We start from the raw sequence: 23,496 nt of genomic DNA on the forward strand, positions 1-23,496 counted from the left end.
TCGCACGTATGTGCCACCCGCCGGGGTGGTCCGCACCGGCGTTTGATAGATATCAACCCATGCCTCTCATTCCCGAGGAGCCTCAGATTCACGAGAGTGCCCAGGGTCAAGGCACCGCTCCGGCCGGTGGCCGCAGCGTGCCGACCCCCCGTCCCGTACCTGGTCCGCGTCCCGGGGCGCCGTCGCGTCCCGGCCGTCCGGGACCTGTCCGGCCGGCGCCGCCCGCGCAGCGCACGCCACGCGAGGCTCCGGCCGCCACACCGGGGCCCGCCGCCCCGGCCGCGTCGTCGACCGACCCGGCGAAGTCCGCGTCTTCCAAGCCCGCCTCAGGTGCCGCCGGTGCCGCCAAGCCGCAGATCCAGCTGATCCCGGCACCGCCCGGCGGCGCGCTGGACGCGGCCGAGGAAGCCGTCGACCTCCTGCTGGACGCCGGCCGCGCACCCGGCGACATCCTGGTCATCACCACGGGCGAGCCCCACCCGTGGGCCACCCACGAGCTCTCCTTCGGCGAGGCCGCCTACTGGGCCCAACACGACGCGGGCGACGACGTGTTCTACGCCGACGCAGCCGTCGCGGGCCGCGCCGCCGGCCGTCCCGTCGTGGTCGTCGCCGTGAACGGCGGCCCCGACGAGGCCGCCGCCACCGCCCTGCCCCTGGCCCTGAGTCGGGCGAGCGCGCTGCTGATCGTCTGCGGTGACCCGCAGCGGATCAACTCCGTGCTGGGCGTGGGGGTCTGAGTCCCGGGGCTGAGTCCCGGGGCTGAGTCCTGGGCTTCTCGGAGCGAGTCCCGGGCTCCTCGGGCTGAGTCCTGGGCCTCGGGGCGAGCGCCGACCCTGGGGGCTGAGCCTGGCCTCGGGGCTGGGTCCGGGGTCCGAGTCCGGTGTCCGGAGCCTTGAAGGTCCGAGCACCGAGGGCCGAGCCTGGGGTCTGAGTCCCCGGGTGCGGGCCTCGGCGACGCGGGCCGCCGGGCCACCATCGGGGGGTGGCCCGTCGACGGGCCCGTGGGCCGGCGCGCCGGCGGGACCGGCTCCGCCGCACGGCTTCAGGGGCTGTGCGCTCAGGAGCGCTCGGAGGTAGGTGTGGCTCGGGCGCCGCGGTTCCGGACACGTCCATCCGGGTCGCGGTTCACGGCAAGCCGAGTCGAGGGGGCTCTTCGCCGCCCCGGGGAAGCCGCGACGCGAGCGGCGACGTCAACCGCGGTTCGTCAACCGCGGTTCGTCAACCGCGACGCGCCGACACGGCGGGGCCGCCGCCCGGCCCGGTGCCTGACTCAGCGGGCCGCCGCGTTGCGCATGACCTTCGAATTCGCACCGCCGGTACGCGGCTGGGCGGTGCCCGGGTTTCCCAGCGGTTCGGGAGGGGACGCGGCGTTCGGCCGCCGGCCGGCGCGGCCCTCGCCCAGGACCTGCCAGCCGTCCTGCGTCAGTGTGATGTAGGCCCCGCACCGCAGCCCGTGCAGGGTGCAGGCGTCCCGCAGCCCCCACATCCACGCCCCGTCCTCCTGCGTCCACCGTCCGTCGCCCTCCCGGCAGTACATCAGCACCGCCGTGCGTACCGGCGTGCGGCGCCGCAGGTCGTGCGGTATCACCCGGCGGAGCTGCGAGAGAAGGGCGTTGCGGAATATCCAGCCGTCCGCGGGCGACGGACGCCGGGCGAACGAAGCGCTGGCCCTGAGCCGTTCCTCCGGATCGAGGACGGCCACCACGGCCGTCATGGGCGTCGGCCGGTGCCGGGAGTGCAGGCCGACCACGACCTCACGGGGGTTGCGCAACAGGGGGATGCCGGCGGCAGCCCACTCAGCCGGTTCCAACAGCCGGGAGACCTGGTGGTCGGAATCGGCGGACAATTCGGAGGCCTTGGCATACGTCGCCGCCGATGCCGCTGCGGACGGAGTGAATCCGAAGGTCACGGTCCTCCCTTCGGCCACGCGCACAGGGCGGTGCGGGGCGGGACTTGGAAGCGCGCCACAGCACGGCCCTGCCGGCGCCCGGACGGGCCATGGGGGAGCACTGTCAATTCTTCCCTCCGTACTGGCCTGCGGCAACGAGCAATCCGCCACTGGCAGCCGTTATCTGGCGATGCGCCGCCAATCTCCCGACGCCGACGCGCCGTTCTCACCGCACTTCATCGGCGGCCACCGGCCGTACCCGTGGGCGCACCGGGCCGGACACATATCGTCCACCGTATCGGTCGCTCACCGGGCTGCGCCTGTTCGGTGCCCACCGGTCCGGAGCACCCGTCGCCGGCCGAGCCGGAATCCCCGCGCCGGCCGAGAGGGCGTTCCCTGCACCGGCCGGTCCGCACGCCCGGCTCCACGGAGCCGCGGCTCTCCCCGGTCACCGGTCGGCACGCCCGGGTCCTCATGCCTGCGGATGAGCCATCGGCGAGCCCGTCGTCACGCTGGGTGAATTCGCCGATTGTCCTTGCCATCGGGTTGCATGGGGGCATGGAGAATCTGGAGCTCCGCGATGAAGCCGACGCCGTCCTTGCCGAGCTCGTCGGTGGTCCGGGGGGCTCGGCGCGGTTGCGGGAGGACCAGTGGCAGGCCGTGGCCGCGCTGGTGGAGGAGCGCCGGCGTGCGCTGGTGGTGCAGCGCACCGGCTGGGGCAAGTCGGCGGTGTACTTCGTCGCCACCGCTCTGCTGCGCCGACGTGGCTCCGGGCCCACGGTGATCGTCTCTCCGCTGCTGGCGCTCATGCGGAACCAGGTCGAGTCGGCTGCGCGGGCCGGTATCCGGGCGCGCACCATCAACTCGGCCAATCCGGAGGAGTGGGACACCATCTACGAGGAGGTCGAGCGTGGCGAGACGGACGTCCTCCTCGTAAGCCCGGAACGTCTGAATTCCGTGGAATTCCGCGAGCGGATGCTGCCCAAGCTGGCGGGGGCCACCGGCCTGCTGGTGGTCGACGAGGCGCACTGCATCTCCGACTGGGGCCATGACTTCCGGCCGGACTACCGCCGACTGCGGTCGATGCTCGCCGAGCTCGCCCCCGGCGTGCCGGTACTGGCCACCACGGCGACCGCCAACGCACGGGTCACCGCGGACGTGGCCGAGCAGTTGGGGACGGGCAGCGGGGGCGCCCTCGTCCTGCGGGGGCCCCTGGACCGGGAGAGCCTGCGGTTGGGCGTGCTGGAGTTGCCGGATGCGGCGCACCGGCTTGCGTGGCTGGGAGAGCGGCTGGGTGATCTGCCGGGATCGGGGATCATCTACACGCTCACGGTGGCGGCGGCGGAGGAGGTCGCTTCGTTCCTGCGGCAGCGCGGGCATGCGGTGGCCTCCTACACGGGGAAGACGGAGAACGCCGACCGGTTGCAGGCGGAGGAGGACCTGCTGGCGAACCGGGTGAAGGCGCTCGTGGCGACCTCGGCGCTGGGGATGGGGTTCGACAAGCCGGACCTGGGCTTCGTGGTGCACCTGGGGTCGCCGTCGTCCCCGATCGCCTATTACCAGCAGGTGGGGCGTGCGGGGCGGGGCGTGGACCATGCGGATGTCCTGTTGCTGCCGGGGCGGGAGGACGAGGCGATCTGGGCCTACTTCGCTTCGGTGGGCTTCCCGCCCGAGGAGCAGGTGCGGCGCACGCTGACGGTTCTGGAGCAGGCGGGGCGTCCGTTGTCGCTGCCGGCGCTGGAGCCGTTGGTGGATCTTCGGCGTTCGCGGCTGGAGACGATGCTGAAGGTCCTGGACGTGGACGGGGCGGTCGAGCGCGTGAAGGGGGGCTGGACCGCCACGGGCCGGCCGTGGGTCTACGACGCGCAGCGGTATGCGTGGGTGGCCCGGCAGCGGGAGGCGGAGCAGCAGGCCATGCGGGACTACGTGGCGACCACGGGGTGCCGGATGGAGTTCCTGCAGCGGCAGCTCGACGACGAGAAGGCGGTCCCCTGCGGTCGCTGCGACTCCTGCGCCGGCCCCTGGTTCGACCCCGCCGTCTCGCCCGGGGCCCTCGCGGCGGCGACCGGCGAGCTGGACCGCCCCGGAGTCGAGGTCGAGCCGCGCCGCATGTGGCCGTCGGGCATGCCCGCGGTCGGGGTCGATCTCAAGGGCCGTATCCCCGCGGGGCAGCAGGCGGCCACCGGGCGCGCGCTGGGAAGGCTGTCGGACATCGGCTGGGGCAACCGCCTGCGTCCGCTGCTGTCGGCACAGGCCGCGGACGGGCCGGTGCCGGACGACGTGCTGGCCGCCGTCGTGACCGTGGTGGCCGACTGGGCCCGTTCGCCCGGCGGCTGGGCCCAAGGCGCCCCCGACGCGGTGGCGCGGCCGGTGGGGATCGTCACCATGCCCTCCCGCACCCGACCACACCTGGTCGCCTCCCTGGCCGAAGGACTGGCCCGGGTCGGCAGGCTCCCGCTGCTGGGCAGCCTGGTCTACACCCCGCAGGCCGACGAGCATGCGGCGAACCGCAGCAACTCCGCCCAGCGGCTGCGCGCCCTGGCCGCCTCGTTCACCGTGCCCGGCGAACTTGCCGCCACCCTGGCCGGCACTCCCGGCCCGGTCCTGCTCGTCGACGACTACACCGACTCGGGCTGGACCCTGGCCGTGGGCGCACGCCTCCTGCGGCAGACCGGCGTCGACCGGGTACTCCCACTCGTCCTCGCCATCGCCGGCTAGCCGGCGCCGGCCGCCCCGGCACCGGGCACGCCGTGCGAGACGACGCCCGGGCCGGCCGTCAGAGGAGGACGATCCCGGGCCCGCGGTCGCAGGGGGACGATCCCGGGCCCGCGGTCGCAGGGGGACGATCCCGGGCCTGCCGTCGCAGGGGGACGACCCCGGGCCCGCCAGCGCAGGAGGCCGTCAGGAAGCGGAACGGCGACACGGCGACCCGGTTCGGGGCAGGGCCACGGGGCTGGCCGGAGGCGTCCATGGCCCCTGGTGGCCACGCTCGGTCAGGGGGCCCGTTCAGGGCGTCGAAGACGGCCGCCGGCTCCGCCCGGACGAGGAACCGGAAGATCCTCCGCAACCGCCGCCCCGACGGCGACAGCGTCCACCACGCCATGCTCGGCGTCTCCCGCCCGCACCCTCTCCCGCCGGTCCGATGAGGGAGAAACGAGCAGGTCATCCGGTATTGCCGGAGATCATCCGCGGACAGCCCCGAAGCGTACGGACAAAGGGGGAGCAGCCTTTCCCGCCGACTTCCGTCCGCCGGGACGGGGCCGGCGCCGTCACAAGGAGGGCGGGGGAGTAGCAGAATTCGGTACCCGTATCAAGAGCGCGAAAACCGGAACGGGTGGCCTGTTATCGACCCTGTACACCTTCAGCGGTAACTGCAATATTCCGATTGACCAATAGCTGAGGGAGGGATATGACCCGGCCCGTGACCAGCGCGCAGACGGGAAGTGTGCGAGCACTTCAAAGACCAAAGGTCGCCATTGTCGACGCACCCGGCGGCGGGTATGTCGAATCACCGGACATGGAAGAGGGAATTCTTCTTCCGCATGCGGACGTACGCCTGGTGATCGTGCCGGACGGGCAGTCCGTCCGGCAGGCGGATATCGACGCCGACTACATGATTCTCTGGCACCGCGTCTCCCTCGGCCCGGATTTCTTCGCCGAGAATGCCACGACGGAACGGGGATGCCGCGGCATCGTGTGCGCGAGCGTCGGCTACGACCACGTCGCCGTCGAAGCCGCACGGAACGCGGGCGTGCCGCTCTACCACGTCCCGCACTACGGCACCGAAGAGGTGGCCGACCACACCATGGCGCTGATGCTGTCCCTGGCCCGCAGGGTGCCCGCCCTGCAGCGGCACGTCGGCGACGGAGGCTGGGACTGGCGGGCCATCGGCAACCCGCGCCGGCTGCGCGGGCTCACCTGCGGCGTCATCGGCCTCGGCCGTATCGGCACGGCGGTGGCGCGGCGCGCGCAGGCGTTCGGGATGCGAGTGGTGTTCCACGACCCGTACAACCACCCCGGCATCGAGAAGGCGCTCGGTATCGAGCGTATGGCGCACCTGGATGACCTGCTGTGCCAGTCCGACGTGGTCACGCTGCACGTGCCGTTGGACTCCGGCACCCACCACCTGCTGGGCAAGCGGGAGATGGGCCTGATGAAGGAGGGCTCCCTCCTGGTCAACACGGCTCGGGGCGCCCTGGTCGACGTCGAGGCGCTGCAAGGCGCCCTGCGCTCCGGACGCCCGGGCCACGTCGGCCTCGACGTCGTCGAGGGTGAGCCCGGCATCCCCGGCTGGCTCACCTCGCACCCGCAGGCGCTGGTCACCCCGCACGCCGCCTTCTACTCGGTGGAGTCGCTGGCCGAGCTGCGTACCCGTGCCGCCGAGGCCGTGCGGCAACTCGTCCAGGGTGCTCCTGTCTCCGCGGCGTTCCCCGTTGCCTGACCCGCACCGAGGCGCCGCCCGTCGTCCTGCCCTTCGCCATCCTTCGAGTACAAGGAGCACCGTGGCCACCGCAACGCACAGTGCACGTGACGCCGCCCGGACCGACCGGCGGCACCAGACGGACCAGAAGAACTGGACGGACTGGAAATGGCAGCAGCGCAACGCGATACGCTCGGCCCGCCAGCTCAAGGCGGCATTCCCCCGATGCGAACAGGAACTGCTGGACCGTATCGAGCGGCACAATCAAACCAAGCGGTTCCAGGTGACGCCCTATTACCTTTCCCTGGTGGGGACGGACCCGGAGACCGGTAACCCGTTACAGGACGATCCGCTCTGGAGGCAGGTGGCGCCGCTGGGGGAGGTCTCGGCCGAAACCCCCTATTCCTTCGACGGTGAGACCGAGAACTGGGAATTACCGCACGAGATGGTGACGCCCATCGCCCAGAAGAAGTACGACAACCGAATAATCGTCCGCTACGCCAACGTCTGTCATGCGTACTGTCAGTTCTGTTACGAGGCGTTGCGCACCCTCACCAAGGACTCGGAGAAGGTCTCCTTCGACCAGCACCACTGGAAGGAGACCCTGGACTACCTCCGTACCCATCCGCAGGTCGAGGAGGTCATCCTCAGCGGCGGGGAACCTCTCATGCACAGCAACGCCCAGATCGACCAGGCGCTGGGCGAGGCCCGTGACGTCCGACCCGACCTGGTGCTGCGCCTGCACACCAGGGCGCTGACCTTCAACCCCTTCCGGGTCGACGAGGAACTGGCGGAGGTGCTCGCCCGCCACCGGGTGACCGCCGTCGGACTGCACATCACCTCGCCACGCGAGATCAGCCCGGAGTTCGACGCCGCGCTGGCCCTGCTGCACAAGGCGGTGCCGATCATCTTCGCCAACGTGCCGCTCCTCGGCGGTGTCAACGACGACACCGCCACCATGCGCGAGCTGTGCATGGAGCTGTACCGACGCGGCGTGCACGCCGGGTACCTCTACCACTTCATGCCGCACAGCCCGGAGGCCGCTGGTTTCCGCGTCCCGGTGCGGCGCGGCGTGGAGATCGTGCGGGCCCTCAAACGGCACATCTCCAACCCGGCCGTCCCCGAGTACGTGCTGCCGCACGCATCCGGCAAGTACACCGTGCCCCTGCTGCTGTCGCCCGACGAGCAGCCGCGGCACGTCCTCGACGACGACGGGGTGCAGGTCCTGGAGATCGTGAACTGGCTGGGCGAGCGGGCCCACTACCCGGACCCGGAAGCCGCATGACGGGCCCGGACACGCGTCCCGTGACAGCGCCGGACGCGCGCCCTGTGACAGCGCCGGACGCGCGCCCCGTGACAGCCCCGGACGCGCGCCCCGTGACCGGCCGCCTGGACGCGTGCCCCGGGACGGGTCCGGACCCCGGGCGGGCCGCGCCCCCCGCCCCGGTCGCGCCCCCCGTCCCGGTCGCGCCCCCCGTACGTGACGACGCCCGCACCCCGGCGGCCTCCGCCGCGGCGGCCCGGCTCCAGAAGACCGTGGACACCGACGCCCTGCGGCACAACGTCGCCGTCCTGCGGGCGGCGGCGGGCGGCCGCCGCATCATGGCGGTCGTCAAGGGAGACGCCTACGGGCTCGGCGCCCGCGCCGTCGGTGACGTCCTGCTCGGCGCCGGAGTCGACGCACTGGCCGTGGACACCGTGGCGGAAGGCGTCGACCTGAGGGAACACGGCGTCGACGTGCCCATCCTCGTCATGGACGTCGACGTCGCGGAGAACGCGGAACACTGCGCCGACCACCGGCTGACGCCCGCCGTCGCCGACCGCTCCCAGATCCTCAGGCACGCCGCCGTCGCCCGGCGACGCGGCACGCCCCTCACCGTATGGCTGCGCACCAACGTCGGCTTCAACCGCTTCGGCCCCCGCGAGGACGCGGAGTTCGATGCCGTCCTGCACTGCCTGGAGCAGCAGGCGCCGCACCTGCGCACGGCCGCGGTCTTCGCCCACCTGTCCAGCTCCGCCGCCGACACCGCCGAGACCGGGCAGCAGACACAGGAGTTCCGCGCCCGCGTCGCCCGCACCCGCGCCGTGCTCGGGCGGTCGGTCGAGGCCAGCCTGGCGGCGACCCACGGTCTGCTGCACCCGGACGCCCTGCGCAACACGGCGTGGGTGCGTCCCGGCATCGGCCTCTACGGCATCCTCCAGCCGGAGAGCCGGCGGTTGCCCGGCTGGCAGGCGTCCGGACTGGACCGGCTGCGGCCCGTGGTCACGGTACGCGCCCGGATCCTTCAGGTCGTGGACGTCACCCGGAGCGAGGGGCTCGGTTACGACCGGTCGGCCGTCCTGCCGCGGGGGACACGGGTCGCCTCGGCCGCGATCGGCTTCTCCCGCGGGCTGGTGGCGGTCCAGGGCCGGTTCACCGGGATCGTGCGGGGCCGGCGCTGCCCGATGGTCGGACGTCCCGGAATGGACTGCACCCAGTTCGACGTGACGGACGTCCCCGAGGCGCGGCCGGGTGACTGGATGACCCTCCTCGGCGAGGCCGGGCCCGGGGCCGGGCGGAAGAGCACGGCCGAGACGTGCGCGGAACTCGGACGCACGCCCTACGAGCTACTCGCCACCTGGCGGATGCCCGTCACGTGGCAGCCCGCCCCAGCGCACGGCACGGCATCGAGCGACGGCCGTACGGGCTCGCGTGACGGCCGCTCGGGATCGAACGACAGCCGTACGGCCTCGCGTGACGGCCGCTCGGAAGCGAACGACAGCCGTACGGCATCGAACGACGGCCTCTCGGAACCGAACGACAGTCGTACGGCATCGAACGACGAAGGAGCAGCACACGTATGAGTCTCGCACCGCTGAACCAGCGCATCCCGCCCCGTGAGCCTCCGCTGCGGCCCGATCAGGAGACGGCACCGGACTCCGTCGAACGCCTGCTGGGCACCTGCCTGCGCGGCCCCGCGGGCATCCCGCAGCCGGACGACGCCCATGCGGCGCTGCTCGACGCCCTCGGCAGGCAACTGGACAAGGGGCTCGGACAGCAGGACACCGACGCCCTCCTCGACGTGCACCGCAGCGCCTACGCCTGCTATGAGACGCTGCTGGGCCACCCCCTCGGCCCCGGGGCACGCCACGAACGGAGCACCTGGTTCAACACGTTCCGCTCCACCTACGAGGAGCGGGTGCTCGCAGCGGACGTCAGGGAGGTCGCCGACCGTCTGCCCGACCCCGCGGACGCCGTCCGCCCGGCCTTCGTCCGCGACTGGTTCCTCAGCGAGGCCAAGCAGCGCAGCGCGCTGGACCGCGCCACGGAGCACTACCTGGAGCACCGGGCCACCGTCGAGCAGCTCGCCGCCTTCATCCAGGCGGACGGCTATCTCAACTACCGCTTCTACGACGCGCTGGTGCTGGCCCAGCCGCACTTCATGGAGAGCATCAAGCACGAGATCTCCACCCACATGTGGGACGAGGCCGGCGAGGGCGACGCGCGTTTCGCGCACACCGTGCAGTTCACCCGCAGCCTGGAACGCCTCGGACTCGCTCTGCCCACCGTGCCGCCCTGGGAGGACTGGCGCCCGTACGCGGGGCACAACCTGTACTTCCTCCTCGGCTGCAACCGGCAGCACTACTTCAAGGCCCTGGGCAGCCTCGCCATGCCGGAGCTGTTCGACGTCGACCGCGACACGGCGGTCATCCGCGGCCTGGAACGGGTCGGCTTCACCGCCGAGAAGGACTTCGAGTTCTTCCACAACCACGTGGAGGGGGACGCCGAGCACGGCCCCGAGTGGCTCGACGGGGTCGTCGTGCGCGCGGTCGAGGCCGAGCCCGAGGCCGGCCTGGAACTGATCACCGGAGGCGCGCTGCGCATGCTCGCGATGCGCCGCTACAACGAGTACCTGGCCGAACGCCTGGGGCTGGCCGACCCCGCGGAGATCGCCGCGGCACGGGACGCAGGGAAGGACGCCTAGGCGACCATGACCAACCCGTTCCCCTCCATGGAGATGGTCGAGAGGGCGACCGGACGGCGGGTCCGTGAGCGACTGAGCACCAACGAGAACGAGTTCGGACCCGCCGCCGAGGTGGTGCGCGCCATCGCGGACGCAGCCCTGGAGGCACACCGCTACCCGGACTGCGACCACTTCGCGCTCCGCCACCGGCTCGCCACGGAACTGCAGGTCGCCCCCGACCTGATCCGCACCGGCTCCGGCATCGACGGGCTGCTGGGCGAGGTGTGCCGGGCGTTCCTCGGTCCCGGCCGCACCGCCGTCACCAGCGCCGCCACCTACCCCACGTTCGCCTACTTCGCCCGTGCCTGCGGGGCGACGCTGCGGCTCGCCCACTACCGGGACGACCACGTCGACGCGCCGGCGCTTGCCCGGCTCGCCGACGAGACCGGCGCCGGCGCCGTCTACGTGGCGGAACCCGACAACCCGACCGGAACGGCGCTGGGCAGACAGGCCCTGCTCGACCTCGCCGACTCCCTGCCACGGCACACCATCCTGGTGGTGGACGGGGCCTACACCGAATACCAGGACCCACTGGACCGGCTGACCGCCAAGGACATCGTCGACCGGCGCGTCCTGTGGCTGCGCACGTTCTCCAAGGCCCATGCCCTGGCCGGGCTGCGGATCGGTTACGTGGTGGCCGCACCGGACCTGCTGGCCCCGCTGGCCGACCGCGCCGAGCACTACGTCGTCGGCCGGGTGGCCGAGTCGGCCGCGCTCGCCTCCCTCGCCTGCCCGTCGCACCTCGCCGAAGTGATCAGCGCCACCGCCGCCGGCCGTGCCCACTACACACGGTCCCTGAAGGACCTGGGCCTGCGGGTGCTGCCCGGTACCACCAACTTCGTGACGGCGCGGTGCCCCGACGGACCCGCCGCCGAACGCCTCGCCGCCGCTCTGATGGCGCAGGGCGTGTCCGTCCGGCACCTCACGGCCCCGACCATGACGGACTGCCTGCGACTGACCATCGGCCCCGCCCCGCAACGCGCCTCGGTGCTCGCGGCCATGGCCGCACTCGTGTAGCGAACCGAAGCCGTTCACGGCCACCGACCGAGGAAGTGGCTCAGCCGCCCGCCATCTGACGAAGTGGCTCAGCCGCTCGCCGGCTGGGGAAGTGGCTCAGCCGTCCGCGGGCTGGGGAAGTGGCTCAGCCGTCCGCGGGCTGGGGAAGTGGCTCAGCCGTCCGCGGGCTGGGGAAGTGGCTCAGCCGTCCGCGGGCTGAGGAAACGGCTCAGCCGCGGGCTGAAGAAGTGACGTAACACGCCCACACCGACTGAAGAAGTGACTGAAGGAGTCAACCGTGCACCCTCCGGCCTCCGCCACGCCGTCCTCCCAGATCGCCGAGTCCGTGTGTCCTGGCCACCCGGACAAGGTCGCGGACCAGATATCCGACGCCGTGCTCGACGCCTTCCTCACCCAGGACCCACGCTCGCGTGTGAACTGTGAGGTGCTCGTGACCCGCGACACGGTGGTGGCCACCGGCCAGATCACCGCGAACGCGGACGTGGACATCGAGGCCACCGTCCGCGGCGTCCTGCGCGACGTGGGCTACGAGGACCCCGCACGGCACGGCTTCTCCGCCGCAGACGGTGAGGTGCGCATCCTCGTCGACCGCCAGTCCCGGGAGATCGCGGACGGGGTCGATCGCGGAGGGGCCGGCGACTCGGGCATCGTCTACGGCTACGCCACCGACGAGACCCCCGAGTACATGCCGCTGAGCTGCGTGCTCGCGCACGACATCGCCCGCCGGGTGAGCACCGCGGGCGACGGCGGCTCGGCACGGCTGGGGCCGGACGGCAAGGTCCAGGTGGAACTGGCCACGGACGGCGAACGCACCACGGCGTCGGTGGTGGTGTCGGCTCAGCATCCGGCCGACCTGCCGCTGACCGAACTGACCAAGACGGTCACCGAGGAACTGGTCGTCCCGGCCCTGCGCGCACGGGACGTCGAGGCGTCACGGGTGACCGTCAACCCGGCGGGCACCTTCGTCGTCGGCGGGCCCTCGGCCGACGCGGGACTCACGGGCCGCAAGCTGATGGTCGATTCGTACGGCGGCCTCGTCCGGCACGGCGGAGGATGCTGCTCGGGCAAGGACGCCACGAAGGTCGACCGGTCCGGCGCCTACCTGGCCCGCCACCTCGCCGTCAACATCGTCGCGGCCGGGCTGGCCCGCAGGTGCCGGATCGGCCTGGCCTACGCCATCGGCCAGCCCCTGCCGGTCTGGGTGGACGTCGACTGCTTCGGCACCGGCACAGTCGCCCCCCACGTCCTCGCCCAGGGGCTGCCGCAGCTCCTGGACCTGCGGGTCGACGCCGTCATCGAACGTCTGGGCCTGCGGAGCACCGCCTACCGGCCTACGGCGACTTACGGTCACTTCGGCCGCGCCGACCAGCGCTTCCCCTGGGACGGCCGTGATCTCGCCGCTACGATCGGTGCCCACTTCACGTGAGGCGACGCGGCGGACGCCCCGCCGGGAGAGGAGCAGCCATGAGTGACGGCGGCCCGGGGACCGGGACCACGCTGACCGCGCTGGGGCTGGGTGCGGCGGGCATCCTCGGCTTCAGCCTGACCCTTCCCGTCACCCGGTACGCCGTCCCCGCCTTCGGCCCCGAACTTGTGGGGCCGGGCCGCTCCCTGCTGGCCGCGGTCATCGCCGCGATCCTGCTGCTGGTGTTACGCAGGCCGCTGCTGCCCCCGGCGCGGTCGGCGGTCTCCGTCGGCGTCGTCGCCGTGGGCTCCGTGGTGGGGTTCCCGTTGCTGACCGCCCATGCCCTCAAGTCGGTCTCCGCCAGCCACGCCGCGGTGACGCTCGCCTTCCTGCCGGCGGCGACCGCGGTGATGGCGGTGCTGCGGGCCAGGGAACGGCCGACCGGCGTCTTCTGGGCGTGGTGCTCGCTGGGGACGGCGATCATCGCCGGCTACCTGGTTCTCGGCGCCGACTCCGACTTCGGCGTGGGGGACGTGGAACTGATCGCGGCCGTCCTGCTCTGCGCGCTGGGCTACGCGGAGGGCGGCACGCTGTCCCGGGACACCCCCGGATGGATCATCACCTGCTGGTCCGTCATCCTCTCCTTCCCCCTGGTCCTCGTCATCGTGCTGGTCACCGGCGTGCCCGCGCACGCCGAGCTGACCTGGCACACGGTGGGCGCGTTCCTGTACCTGGCCGTCGGCAGCTCCCTGCTGGCCTTCTTCTGCTGGTACCGGGGCCTGGCGCTGGGCGGTGTGGCGAAGATCGGCCAGATCCAGCTCCTCCAGCCGATCCTCACCATGCTGTTCGCCGCGGCCCTGCTGGGCGAGCACCTGAACGTCACCATGATGGCGGTGGGCCTGGCGGTCGGCGGGACCGTACTCATGGCCCAGCGCAGCCGTGTGCGCCGGACACCGGCGGCGCCGCCCGCACCGGAGCCGGCGGGCGCCGAATCGGACACGGCGAGCGCCGAACCGGGCGTCGGCGGCGGGCCGGGCTCCTGACCCGCGCGGCGGCGCTCGGCCGCCCGCGCCGCTCCCGATGCGCGAATCCGGTGGAGAGGCTCACCGGCCACACGTGACCCGGGGGGTGACCGCCTCAGGTCGGCCCCGGTCGGTGATCACACGGGAGGATGCCCACCGCTCTCCGCGTGCCGCGCCTCGGCCACGGGACCGGGGCCCTCCGCGGTGCGCCGCGGGTGCGGGGAGCGCGCACGACCGCGGCGCCGCACGGCTGCGGACACGGTGAACGCCACCAGGACGTTGCCGGCGAGGGCGAACACCCCGCTGTTGAGCTGCGCCACCGACGTGGGCAGCACGGTGGCGAGGTAGGCGGGTGTGACCACGCCGAAGGCGAAGACCGAGGCGACGGCTATGCCCACGGCGACGCCCAGACCCACGCCCCAGCGCTCCAGTGGGTTGCGCGGCAGCAGACTGGTGAGCAGCGCGGGCAGGAGCTGCACTATGTAGGAGTAGCCCACGATCAGCAGGCTGACCAGTGTCGAACCGCCGTAGAACACCAGCAGCGCGGCGATGGCGACCGCCATCAGCACAGCGCCACGGGCGACGACGGCAAGCCGCCGGTCGGAGGCGCCGGGCCGCAGCGGACGGTACACGTTGCGGGCCATCAGCGTTCCCACCGTGGTGGCCAGCACCGCGCCGGGGACCAGCGCCGTCAGCAGTCCGGCCGCACCTATCAGCCCGACCAGCCACGGCGGCAGGGCCTGGCTGACCAGCCGGAGCATGGCCAGGTCCTGGTCGGTGCCGGCCAGCCCGGAGATCCTGGCGAAGGCCGTGAAGCCGATCAGCAGCGAGAACAGCAACAGCAGGTTGTACAGGGGCAGCAGGACCGCGTTGCGCCGGAAGAGGGACTCGTTCCGGGCGGAGAACGAGGCCGTGAACAGATGGGGCCAGAGGAAGAACCCGACCGCGCTGATCAGCACGGTCGAGACGAACCAGGCGACTCCGTGACCGGTGGCGGCCTGCAGGGTCGTGTGCCCGGGGTCCTTCGCCTCGACGGCGTGGAACATGCCGCCGATCGAACCGTAGTAGTGGTGCGGCAGGTACCCGGCGAGTACCAGGACGACGGCCAGGACCGCGACGTCCTTCACGGCGGCGTTGAGCGCGGCACCGCGCAGCCCGCCGACGGCCGAGTACACCACCAGGAGCAGTGCGCCGACCAGCACCGCCGGTGTTCGGCCGATCCTGCCGTAGGAGACCTCCTCGGAGATGATGCTGATGCCCTGGAGCTGAAGGGTGAGGTACGGGACCATGGCGATCACGCCGACCACGGTCACCACCACTCCGAGGGCGGGACTGTCGTACTTGGTGGCGAAGAAGTCGGACTGGGATATGGCGCCGGTGTTCCTGGCGTACCGCCAGACCGCGGGCAGCAGCCAGTAGGAGACGGCGTAGGCGAGCGGTGAGTAGGCCAGCACATAGAGGGCGGCACCCCCCTGACCGTAGGCCCAGCCACTGCCGCCGAGGAGGGCGAACGTCGTGTAGATCTCACCGGCGAGCAGCAGGAAGACCAACGGCGCGCCGAACCGCCGGCCGCCGAGTGCCCACTGCTCCAGGTCGGTGTTGCGGGTACGGCCCAGCACGGCGACGGCGAGAGCCAGCACCGGCGCCAGGGCCAGCAGCACAAGGCCGGCGTTCATCGGCTGCGTCCTTCGTGTTCCTCCCGGCGGGCCGGGTCGAGCAGGTGCACCAAGGCCATGCAGACGCTCGTGAGTACCGTCCAGGCGGCGACCCAGAAGACCAGGAACGGCAGACCGAGGACGTAGGGCGTCACACGGTTGACCGCGGGCACGGCGCCGCACATGCCGAGGCAGGGCACCGTGGTGAGCGCGATGCGTAAGACCAGCCGCTCACCGTGCCCGACGCGGCCTTTGTAGCCCTCGTCCATACAACAGCCTTTCGTTTGCGGCCTGTCTGCCGTACCGCTCGGGTCGTCTCAGCCGGCGAGCGCCCGCTGGGGATTGGCCATGAGGATCTGCGTGATGTCGTCCGGGCCGAGCCCGGCCGCGGCGAGCGCCGTCGGCAGCTCCCGTGGGATGAACGCCAGCCCCGTGCCACCGGCGCTGCTCAGATGGTCGGCGAGGAACACGTCGTGGGAGACGAGCACCCGGTCCAGGTGCCCCGCGCGCGCAAGGCGCACGATGGCGTCGACGCGGGCCCGCAGCGCGCGTCCGTCCGTACAGCGGTGGAAGGTGTCGAACTGGACGTACGCACCGCGCCGGGCTATCGCGAGGTGGTACTCCTCGGAGGGCACCATGTCGCAGTGCCCGATGACGACCCGCGCCGGATCCACGCCTTCGGCCTGGAGGATGTCGAGCTGGGCGAGTCCGACCGGCCACCGGGCGGCGTGCGTGGTGATGGTGGCACCGGTGCGCAGGTGGGCGCGGGCGGCGGCCCGGAACGAGCGCTCCTCGGCAGCCGAGACGTACCACTGCTCCGCACCGATCTCACCGATGATGCCGGCCCTGACACCGGTACCGGGGAAGCCCTCTTCCAGGTCCCTGACCATCAGGTCGGCTATCTGGTCCGCGCTGTGCCGGTCGAACCAGTCCCGGTCGAGGTACGGGTCACGGTAGTGCCCGGTGCCGAGCACCAGACGGACACCGGTCTCGGCCGCCAGCCGCGCCAACGCCAGCACGTTGGCGACGGGTCGGGTACCCGCGGTGTCCGCCGGTAACGACCCGCTCCCGGGCCCCAGCACACCCAGCGGGTCGGTGGCGGCACCCTGCGCGATCTCCGCCGGGGTCACGTCCACGATCGTCCCGCCCCCCGCCTGCGCGAAGGCCCGGACCTCCTCGGACATCACCTGCTCGTCGTGCAGCAGTCCCGTGCGCCGGTACTCCCGGATGGTGTTCGCGAACAGATGCTCATGGGGCAGAGCGAGGCCGAGTTGCCCCGCTTCGACCAATCCTGTAGTGGTCATGACAGATGCCACGTGATCACGGTACGCCGGTGCCCGCCACGCGGCAATGATGTTGCCGGCGCCGGATTCGCGGTCCGGCCCGCGCCTGCGGCTCTGGTCATCCGGGTCCGGTCGCGGTTTCTGGTCCTTCGGGTCAGGCCGTGGTTCCGGCTCGGGCTCCGGTGCCGCCGGGGCCGCGGGTGGACGGCGCGGCGCGGCTCGGTCCGGCCCACGCGACACGATGGGTTGCCTTCCCGGGGCAGCACGGCATCCGCCGCCGTGCGCGGCTCTTCGTCGCTCATGCCCCCATGCAACCCGATGGGTCCGACATCGTGCGAGCGAGCCGTCGAGTCTGTGGATAACTCTTGTTGTGTCCCTGATCAGACTTATCCACAGGGTAAACCGGAACCTTGTATTTCGGGGCAAGGTCGCGGCATGACGAATCGCAGCGAGGCAATCGAACCCGTCGAGCCCGCCGGCCGGGAGCATACGGCCGGCCCCGACCAGGCCCGTGCCGCCGGCCGGGCACACGATCCCGGCTCGGCTCGCGACTCCGCCCGTACGCACCCCAGCGCCCCGGTCCCCGCGGTACCGGCCGGACATGCGGTACCGGTCGAGTCCGCGGCCCCCTCGGCCCCGGTTGACCCCGCCCCTTCGGCCCCGGACGAGTTCGCCGCCCCCTCGGCGCCGGCCGGATCCCCGCGGACGACCGAGGCCTCGGGGACGGCCGAGCCTGTGGGAACGAGCCAGCCTCTGGAGAGGCACGAGGGGTTGGAGACGTACAAGCCGATGGAGGCATACGAGTCCCTGGAGACATACGAGCACCTGGAGACGCGCGGGCCTCAGAGGCCAGGCGAGTGCTCGACGCCGGCCCGGACGCGGAGGCCGGACGCCCCCGCGAGGCCGGGTGAATCCCCCGAGCACGCCGACCCGGGCACCGTGCTCCCCTCGTCGATGCCCCTGGAACCCCTCGACCGGGCCCTCCGAGCGGCGCACCCCGGACGGGGGACGCCGCCCTGGCAGGCGGGGGCCGGAGCAGTGGCGCCGGCAGCCATGAGCCACGCCGGTATGCGCACGGAGACGGAGCTGGACCAGGTCACCCTGCGATCAGCAGCCGAACTGGCCGACGCGCTCCCGTACATCCTCGGGTACCGCCCCGAGGACAGCATCGTGCTGGTCGCCCTCCATGACCGAGGCGGCTACGGATGCTTGGGCGCACGCGCCCGCCTGGGCATCCCGGACCACCGGGAGGACTGGCCGGAGGCCGCCCGGCAGATGGCCCGGTGCCTGGTGGCCGCGAGCGAGCGGCGCGGGGCGCGGCCGGAGGGCATGGTCGCCTTCGTCTGCCGGGAGCCGGAGCGCGGCGGAACCGGTCGTCAGGTGATGGAGGACCTGCGGCCGCTGGCGCAGCTCCTGCGCACCGAGTGCGGCAGCCTCGACATCCCGGTGCTCGAAGCGCTGTGCCTCTCCGGGAGTCGATTCTGGTCGTATTGCTGCCCCGGCCCCCAGTGCTGCCCCGAGGAGGGCAAACCCATGGGCCTACCGGGCGCCTCCGTCCTCTCCGCGGCCATGACCTACGCCGGCCTCCAGGTACGCGGCACCCTGAAGGAGTTCCACGCCAGACTGCTGCCCTGGGAGACCGCCGCGGCCCTGGACCAGGAGGCCGCGCTGGACACGGCGGCCGCGGCGCTGGTCCCGAGGATGCTGGACGAGTCGCGACGCCCCGCGGTGATCACGGACACCCTGGACCTGGCGCGCCGGGTCATGGACCGCCTCGCCGCCGCGCAACTCCCCCACGGCACTCTTGAGGCGGACCTCCGGGACGACGAGCTGATCGCACATGACGAGGCCGCGGCGCTCATCCTCGGCCTGCAGGACAGGACCACACGCGACCGCGCGGCGGAGTGGATGGAGGAAGCGGAAGCCCCCTCGGCCCTGCGGCTCTGGCGCGCACTGGCCCGCCGCTGCGTGGGCCCGTACGCCGAGCACGCCGCGGCGCCCCTCACCCTCGCGGGCTGGCTCGCCTGGTCGTCAGGGGACGAGCTGGAAGCCCGCGAGGCGCTGGCGATGGCCCTCGGCCGGGACCCGGAGTACGTCTTCGCCCGCCTCCTCCACCAAGCGTGCAACGAAGGCCTGGACCCGGAAGCCATCCGCCGGTGCCTCCGCAAGGAGCGCGCGGAGCGTACGGCTGCCCTGCGCACCGCGGCCACGGGCGCTGCGCAGGCCGGAGCACCGGCGGACTCCAGGTCAACCGGGTCGCCCGGCGCCCCCTCGGCAGCAGCGCCGCACGCACCCGGGACCGATGAGCCCCGGTCACCGTCCGCTCTACCGCGGCGCCCCCGGCCGCCCCGGCCGCCCCGGCCGCCCCGGCCGCCCCGGCCCCTCCGTCCTCGCCGGCCGGACACCGGAGGACCCGCCGCCCGCGGGCCGCGTCCGCCCCGGCCCAAGGGCTCAGGCCCGGGGACGACACCCGGTATCAGGTCCCTGCCCCGCCGCCCCCGCACCCCGAAGGACGCGCCGTGAAGAAAACGCGCCGTGAACCGGCCAGTGAGACCGGCCCACGCACCGGACGGGCAGTCAGCGCCCCCGCGCCGGGCTGGCCTTCGGGTCCCAACGGAGCCCCGCCCAACAAGCCCGCCCCACAGGCCGCCCCGCAGGCCGGCCCCATGTGTCCGTCCTACAGATCTGTCCCACAGGTCTGTAGGACAGGCTCGCCCGTAGCCCCCCGCTCCACCGAATCGCACCGACCCCCACCGACCCCTCCCGGGCGGAACCGGAACCTGACCCAACGTCGATCGGCACCCCCTGGCGGCTCGTCCGCAAACCCGCGGGTAGGGGCCTGACCGGCTCATCCCGGGGTACACGGAGCGACGCGAAGCATATGGCCGGGAGTGGTCGGCGCAGATGCGGAACCCATGGCGAAGCGCGTGTTTATCGTCACCCAGACGACTATGATCGCGTCATGTCGCCCTACGACCCGTCGGCTTTTCCGCCCTTCGCTGTCACCGTGGACCTGGTCGTGCTGACCGTGCGGCGCCATGCGCTCTGTGCGCTCGCGGTGCGGCGCGGCGAGCCGCCGTTCCAGGGGCGTTGGGCACTGCCTGGCGGCTTCGTGCGGGCCGACGAGGATCTGACCTCCGCGGCCGCCCGCGAGCTCAGGGAGGAGACCGGGCTGTGCGTGCACAGCCCCGACTCCCCGGTGCAGGACAACGGCGCGCATCTGGAGCAGCTCGCCACCTATGGCGATCCCAAGCGCGACCCGCGGATGAGGGTGGTCAGCGTCGCCCACCTCGCTCTGGCGCCCGACCTGCCGGCGCCGAGAGCCGGTGGCGACGCCCGCAGCGCCCGCTGGGCACCGGTGGAGACGCTGCTGGCACCGGTGCCCGGAGGTCGGGAGGAGGAACAGAGCGCCCCGCTCGCGTTCGACCACGCCCAGATCCTCGCGGACGGTGTGGAACGTGCCCGCTCGAAGATCGAGTACTCCTCGCTGGCCACCGCGTTCTGCCCGCCGGAGTTCACCGTCGGGGAGCTGCGCCGTGTCTACGAGGCGGTGTGGGGTGTCGCGCTCGACCCGCGGAACTTCCACCGCAAGGTGACCGGCACTCCGGGGTTCCTCGTCCCCACGGGCGGTACGACGACGCGTCAGGGTGGCCGTCCCGCCCAGCTGTTCCGCGCCGGCGGTGCCACCCTCCTCAACCCGCCGATGCTGCGCCCTGAAGCCTGAAGCCTGAAGCCTGAAGCCCGAAGCCCGAAGCCCGAAGCCCGAAGGCAAGGGGCTGCCCTGCGGGCTGTGGTGATCCTCCTGCCTCGCCGTGGCTGGTCGCGCAGTTCCCCGCGCCCTTTCTCGGCGGGCCTGAAGCCGGAAGCGGTCGGCCGCCTCGCCCGCCGCCGTCCGTCCGTTCGGCGATCCGGGCATCGGCGGTCGGACATCTATGCGCCCCTCTTGCCCGGAAAATCAGTAATATCGCGATATCTTGCTTCCGTACTTGCGGGGCTTGTCCGTTTGTGATCCGCCGGACGGGCCCCGGCCGTCGAGCGGTCGTACCCTCCGCGAGAGAAGCGATGATCCAGGCCATCGGACTGACCGGCAACCGCTCCGAGGAGCGGTTGACCGGCCCCGCGCGCACGGGGGACTGGGCCGGTGTGAGCGGCGGGGCCACTGCTCTCGCCCTCGACGATGTGTCCCCGGAGGCGCACCCGGGACGCATCACCGCGCTGCTGGGTGCGCCTGATTCAGGGGGGACGATGGCGCTCCGGCTGATGCTCGGACTGCAGCCGGTCGGGGACATCACGCGGACGGGGTCGGAGGCGTGGGCCCGAGGGGCCATCATGGCGGGGTGGGGGAGACGGCGCCACTCGTCGCCTCGGTGCCCGAGACCGTCCGCGGCAGGCTCGCGGGGAACGGCGCCTCGCTCTCCGGCGCCTCCTCCCTACCGGCGCGCGGAACGGCTCGGCTCTGGAGGACCGGGAGACCCGCACCGCGCCCGGTGGCGACGCCGAATCGTGTCGCCCCGCTCCTCCGGGCGTCCCGCAAGGACTTCGGGGCCTTTGTGCCGCATGTGCGCGGCCTGCGGCCCCTCCGGCACCGTGAGTCCGCCCCTGCCGGGTCCGGGGCGCTGCCGCCACGCCTCACGGCCGGCTCGGCGAGGAGCCCCCTGCGTCCCGTCCGTCACGAGGTGCACCGTGGCGGCGGGGCGGCAGCCGGATATGTCACCGCTGCGTGTGTGCTTGTTTCTTCCGCACTCCTTTCCTTGCTGCTTGCCGGAAGCGTGCGCATTCCCCAGCCGCGTGCACTTCTCGGCTGGCCGCGGGAACTGCCGCTGCCGCCGGCCGCTCTGGGCGCCGCACTGCTGGATGCCCTGGGCTTCGGGGATGAATTCCGGCGCTCCGCGCTCGCCACCGACCGCGGGACCGTGCCGTGCCGCTCGGGATGCCCGCCGTCAAACTGCTTGTTGCTGCGGGGGCAGCAGTGCCTTTCGCCGACTGGGTCTTCACCTGTGATGCCGCGCTGTTTCACCTTGTATACGGATTTCGGCCGAGTGGAGTTCCCGTCGACTGGCCTTGATCCAGCGTGAGTTGGATCTCGTTTGTGCCCGGGTGTGCCTGGGCAGGGGTGCTTGCGGCCGGAGTGTTCCGCTCCATCACCGCCGGGCTTTCTGCCGTACCGGCCGTTCCGCTTGTCGTCGTACCCCTGGTGCGCACGGCAGTTGCGAGGCCGCCCGTGCGCGAGGCGTCCGGGTTTCGCGTGTGGTTGCGGGAGTTCGGGCCGGTCGGTGGCCGCTTGGAGGCGAGGCGCACAAGGCCGTGGGAGCACCCGTGACCTTGCAACCCGTGGGCGGAGCACTGGCGTTGTCCAGGCGGCGCTGCTCCACGAGTACGTGTTTAGCCGGCTGGGCCGAAGAGCACGATGATGACCTTTTCCATTCCTTTTCTTCTTGATTCTTTCCGTTGCTGTACGCAACTCCCGAGGCAATGCCCATTTCTTTCCGATAAGGCGTCAATTATCGCGGAGTGAGCGATCACCCTTTCGTGTGCTTTTCACCAAAGACCTCAAGGCAGTTACGAGTGACGCCGACAAAGGATCCGTGAGTACCCTTGCGCACACCATGATGACCACCGCCCGCTCCTCGGACTCCGGCTTCGTCGGACCGGGCGAACTCGACAGCTACCCCTACGCAGAAGCGCCGGGAGGCGACCGCGTCAGCGGCGCAGCCGGCTGGGAAGGCACGGAGCCCGAACTGGGCCGTGTGGGCCGCCGAGCCGCCGGCAGTCGCGGCCGGGGACTGCACGGCCAACTCGTCCAGCAACTCGGCCAGATGATCGTCTCCGGCGATCTGGGCGCCGATCGTCCCCTCGTTCCCGAGGAGATCGGCCATCGCTTCGAGGTCTCCCGCACCGTCGTCCGTGAGTCGTTGCGCGTCCTCGAAGCCAAGGGACTGGTCAGCGCCCGCCCCAACGTCGGCACACGCGTCCGTCCCGTGAGCGACTGGAACCTCCTGGACCCCGACATCATCGAATGGCGGGCCTTCGGCCCCCAGCGGGACGACCAGCGTCGCGAGCTCAGCGAGCTGCGCTGGACCATCGAGCCCCTGGCCGCCCGGCTCGCCGCCGGACACGGCAGGGAGGACGTCCAGCAGCGGCTCGGGGACATGGTCGAGATCATGGGCCACGCCCTGGCCCAGGCGGACACGATCACCTTCTCCCGCGCCGACGCCGAGTTCCACTCCCTGCTGATCCAGGTCGCCGGCAACCGCATGCTGGAGCACCTGTCCGGGATCGTGTCGGCCGCCCTCCAGGTGTCCGGCGGCCCCGTCACGGGCTGCGACCGGCCGAACGAGACGGCTCTGGGGCTGCACGCCCGGATCGCCGAGGCCCTCGCCTCCGGCGACGGCGCGGCCGCCGAAGGGGCCATGCGTCAACTGCTCACCGTCCACCCGGAGGTGGAGCGCGTCGTTCCCGCTCCCCGCGAGCACTGAGGCCATGCGACGCCACAGCAGGACGGGCCATGCGGCGTGATTCACGTGCCGCACCGCGCGACCTCGGAACCGCCGTGCCCGTCCGCCACCCCGATGCGGCATGTGCAGGCCGGACCCGTGCCGGAACCTGACCGGGAACCGGCACGGGTCCGGCGACACGCCGGCCCTGCCGTCATCAAGCGGCGTCCCATGAGACGGCGCCCCTGAGCCGGTGTCTCTGAGTCGGCGTCCCACGAGACGGTGTCCCTGAGCCGGCGTCGCACGAAGCGGCGCCCCGCGACGCGGCCTCTCACGGGGCGGCGTCCATGAGGCGGCGTCCGGGAGCG

16 protein-coding genes are annotated in these 23,496 nt (G+C 72.2%); 12 read left to right on the plus strand and 4 right to left on the minus strand.

Annotated elements, in window-relative coordinates:
- The first annotated feature begins 59 nt into the window (after positions 1–59).
- The gene (locus ACSMXW_RS28240) at positions 60–737 is read left to right on the plus strand and encodes a hypothetical protein (protein WP_485800379.1); all 678 of its coding nucleotides are present in this window, start codon (positions 60–62) and stop codon (positions 735–737) included.
- Between the two features lie 533 nt (positions 738–1,270).
- Here the strand turns inward: ACSMXW_RS28240 and ACSMXW_RS28245 are convergent.
- Positions 1,271–1,909 carry a hypothetical protein gene (locus ACSMXW_RS28245; RefSeq protein ID WP_485800380.1) on the minus strand — a complete coding sequence of 213 codons (639 nt, stop codon included), beginning with the start codon at positions 1,907–1,909 and terminating at the stop codon, positions 1,271–1,273.
- Between the two features lie 537 nt (positions 1,910–2,446).
- Between ACSMXW_RS28245 and ACSMXW_RS28250 the strand changes: the two genes are divergently transcribed.
- The 8 genes from ACSMXW_RS28250 to ACSMXW_RS28285 all read left to right on the plus strand — a co-directional run bounded on the left by ACSMXW_RS28250 (position 2,447) and on the right by ACSMXW_RS28285 (position 13,777).
- Entirely contained in the window at positions 2,447–4,606 is a 2,160-nt protein-coding gene (locus tag ACSMXW_RS28250) for a RecQ family ATP-dependent DNA helicase (protein ID WP_485800381.1), read from the plus strand.
- Positions 4,607–5,405: 799 nt separating this feature from the next.
- On the plus strand, positions 5,406–6,329 hold the full coding sequence (locus ACSMXW_RS28255) for a C-terminal binding protein (RefSeq protein WP_485800382.1): 924 nt from the start codon (positions 5,406–5,408) through the stop codon (positions 6,327–6,329).
- Between the two features lie 61 nt (positions 6,330–6,390).
- Entirely contained in the window at positions 6,391–7,593 is a 1,203-nt protein-coding gene (locus ACSMXW_RS28260) for a KamA family radical SAM protein (protein ID WP_485800383.1), read from the plus strand.
- A 68-nt stretch (positions 7,594–7,661) separates the two neighbouring features.
- The gene (alr, locus tag ACSMXW_RS28265) at positions 7,662–9,152 is read left to right on the plus strand and encodes an alanine racemase (protein WP_485800384.1); all 1,491 of its coding nucleotides are present in this window, start codon (positions 7,662–7,664) and stop codon (positions 9,150–9,152) included.
- On the plus strand, positions 9,149–10,273 hold the full coding sequence (locus tag ACSMXW_RS28270) for an iron-containing redox enzyme family protein (protein WP_485800385.1): 1,125 nt from the start codon (positions 9,149–9,151) through the stop codon (positions 10,271–10,273). Before alr ends, ACSMXW_RS28270 begins: the two co-directional genes overlap by 4 nt.
- A 6-nt stretch (positions 10,274–10,279) precedes the next feature.
- Entirely contained in the window at positions 10,280–11,329 is a 1,050-nt protein-coding gene (locus ACSMXW_RS28275; protein WP_485800386.1) for an aminotransferase class I/II-fold pyridoxal phosphate-dependent enzyme, read from the plus strand.
- Positions 11,330–11,606: 277 nt separating this feature from the next.
- Positions 11,607–12,755: a methionine adenosyltransferase gene (metK, locus tag ACSMXW_RS28280; RefSeq protein ID WP_485800387.1), complete on the plus strand. Its 1,149-nt coding sequence runs from the start codon at positions 11,607–11,609 to the stop codon at positions 12,753–12,755.
- Between the two features lie 38 nt (positions 12,756–12,793).
- Complete coding sequence (locus tag ACSMXW_RS28285) at positions 12,794–13,777, plus strand: DMT family transporter (protein ID WP_485800389.1); 984 nt, start codon at positions 12,794–12,796, stop codon at positions 13,775–13,777.
- A gap of 116 nt (positions 13,778–13,893) precedes the next feature.
- On the opposite strand, the gene ACSMXW_RS28290 is transcribed toward ACSMXW_RS28285, so the two are convergent.
- From ACSMXW_RS28290 to ACSMXW_RS28300, 3 genes are read right to left on the minus strand one after another with little or no spacing between them, the layout of a single operon-like run.
- The gene (locus ACSMXW_RS28290) at positions 13,894–15,432 is read right to left on the minus strand and encodes a sodium:solute symporter family protein (protein ID WP_485800390.1); all 1,539 of its coding nucleotides are present in this window, start codon (positions 15,430–15,432) and stop codon (positions 13,894–13,896) included.
- The gene (locus tag ACSMXW_RS28295) at positions 15,429–15,680 is read right to left on the minus strand and encodes a DUF3311 domain-containing protein (RefSeq protein ID WP_485800391.1); all 252 of its coding nucleotides are present in this window, start codon (positions 15,678–15,680) and stop codon (positions 15,429–15,431) included. Before ACSMXW_RS28295 ends, ACSMXW_RS28290 begins: the two co-directional genes overlap by 4 nt.
- Before the next feature lie 48 nt (positions 15,681–15,728).
- Positions 15,729–16,715, minus strand: coding sequence for a phosphotriesterase family protein (locus tag ACSMXW_RS28300; protein ID WP_485800393.1), 987 nt, complete (start codon positions 16,713–16,715; stop codon positions 15,729–15,731).
- A 1,047-nt stretch (positions 16,716–17,762) separates the two neighbouring features.
- On the opposite strand from ACSMXW_RS28300, the gene ACSMXW_RS28305 reads away from it, so the two are divergent.
- The 3 genes from ACSMXW_RS28305 (at position 17,763) to ACSMXW_RS28315 (ending at position 23,170) form a co-directional block, all read left to right on the plus strand.
- Positions 17,763–19,217: a DUF4192 domain-containing protein gene (locus ACSMXW_RS28305; protein ID WP_485800395.1), complete on the plus strand. Its 1,455-nt coding sequence runs from the start codon at positions 17,763–17,765 to the stop codon at positions 19,215–19,217.
- Between the two features lie 439 nt (positions 19,218–19,656).
- Entirely contained in the window at positions 19,657–20,418 is a 762-nt protein-coding gene (locus tag ACSMXW_RS28310) for an NUDIX hydrolase (protein ID WP_485800397.1), read from the plus strand.
- A gap of 1,861 nt (positions 20,419–22,279) precedes the next feature.
- Positions 22,280–23,170 carry a FadR/GntR family transcriptional regulator gene (locus tag ACSMXW_RS28315; RefSeq protein WP_485800399.1) on the plus strand — a complete coding sequence of 297 codons (891 nt, stop codon included), beginning with the start codon at positions 22,280–22,282 and terminating at the stop codon, positions 23,168–23,170.
- Positions 23,171–23,496: the final 326 nt, after the last annotated feature.

The organism is Streptomyces sp. DSM 116793 (assembly GCF_057320905.1).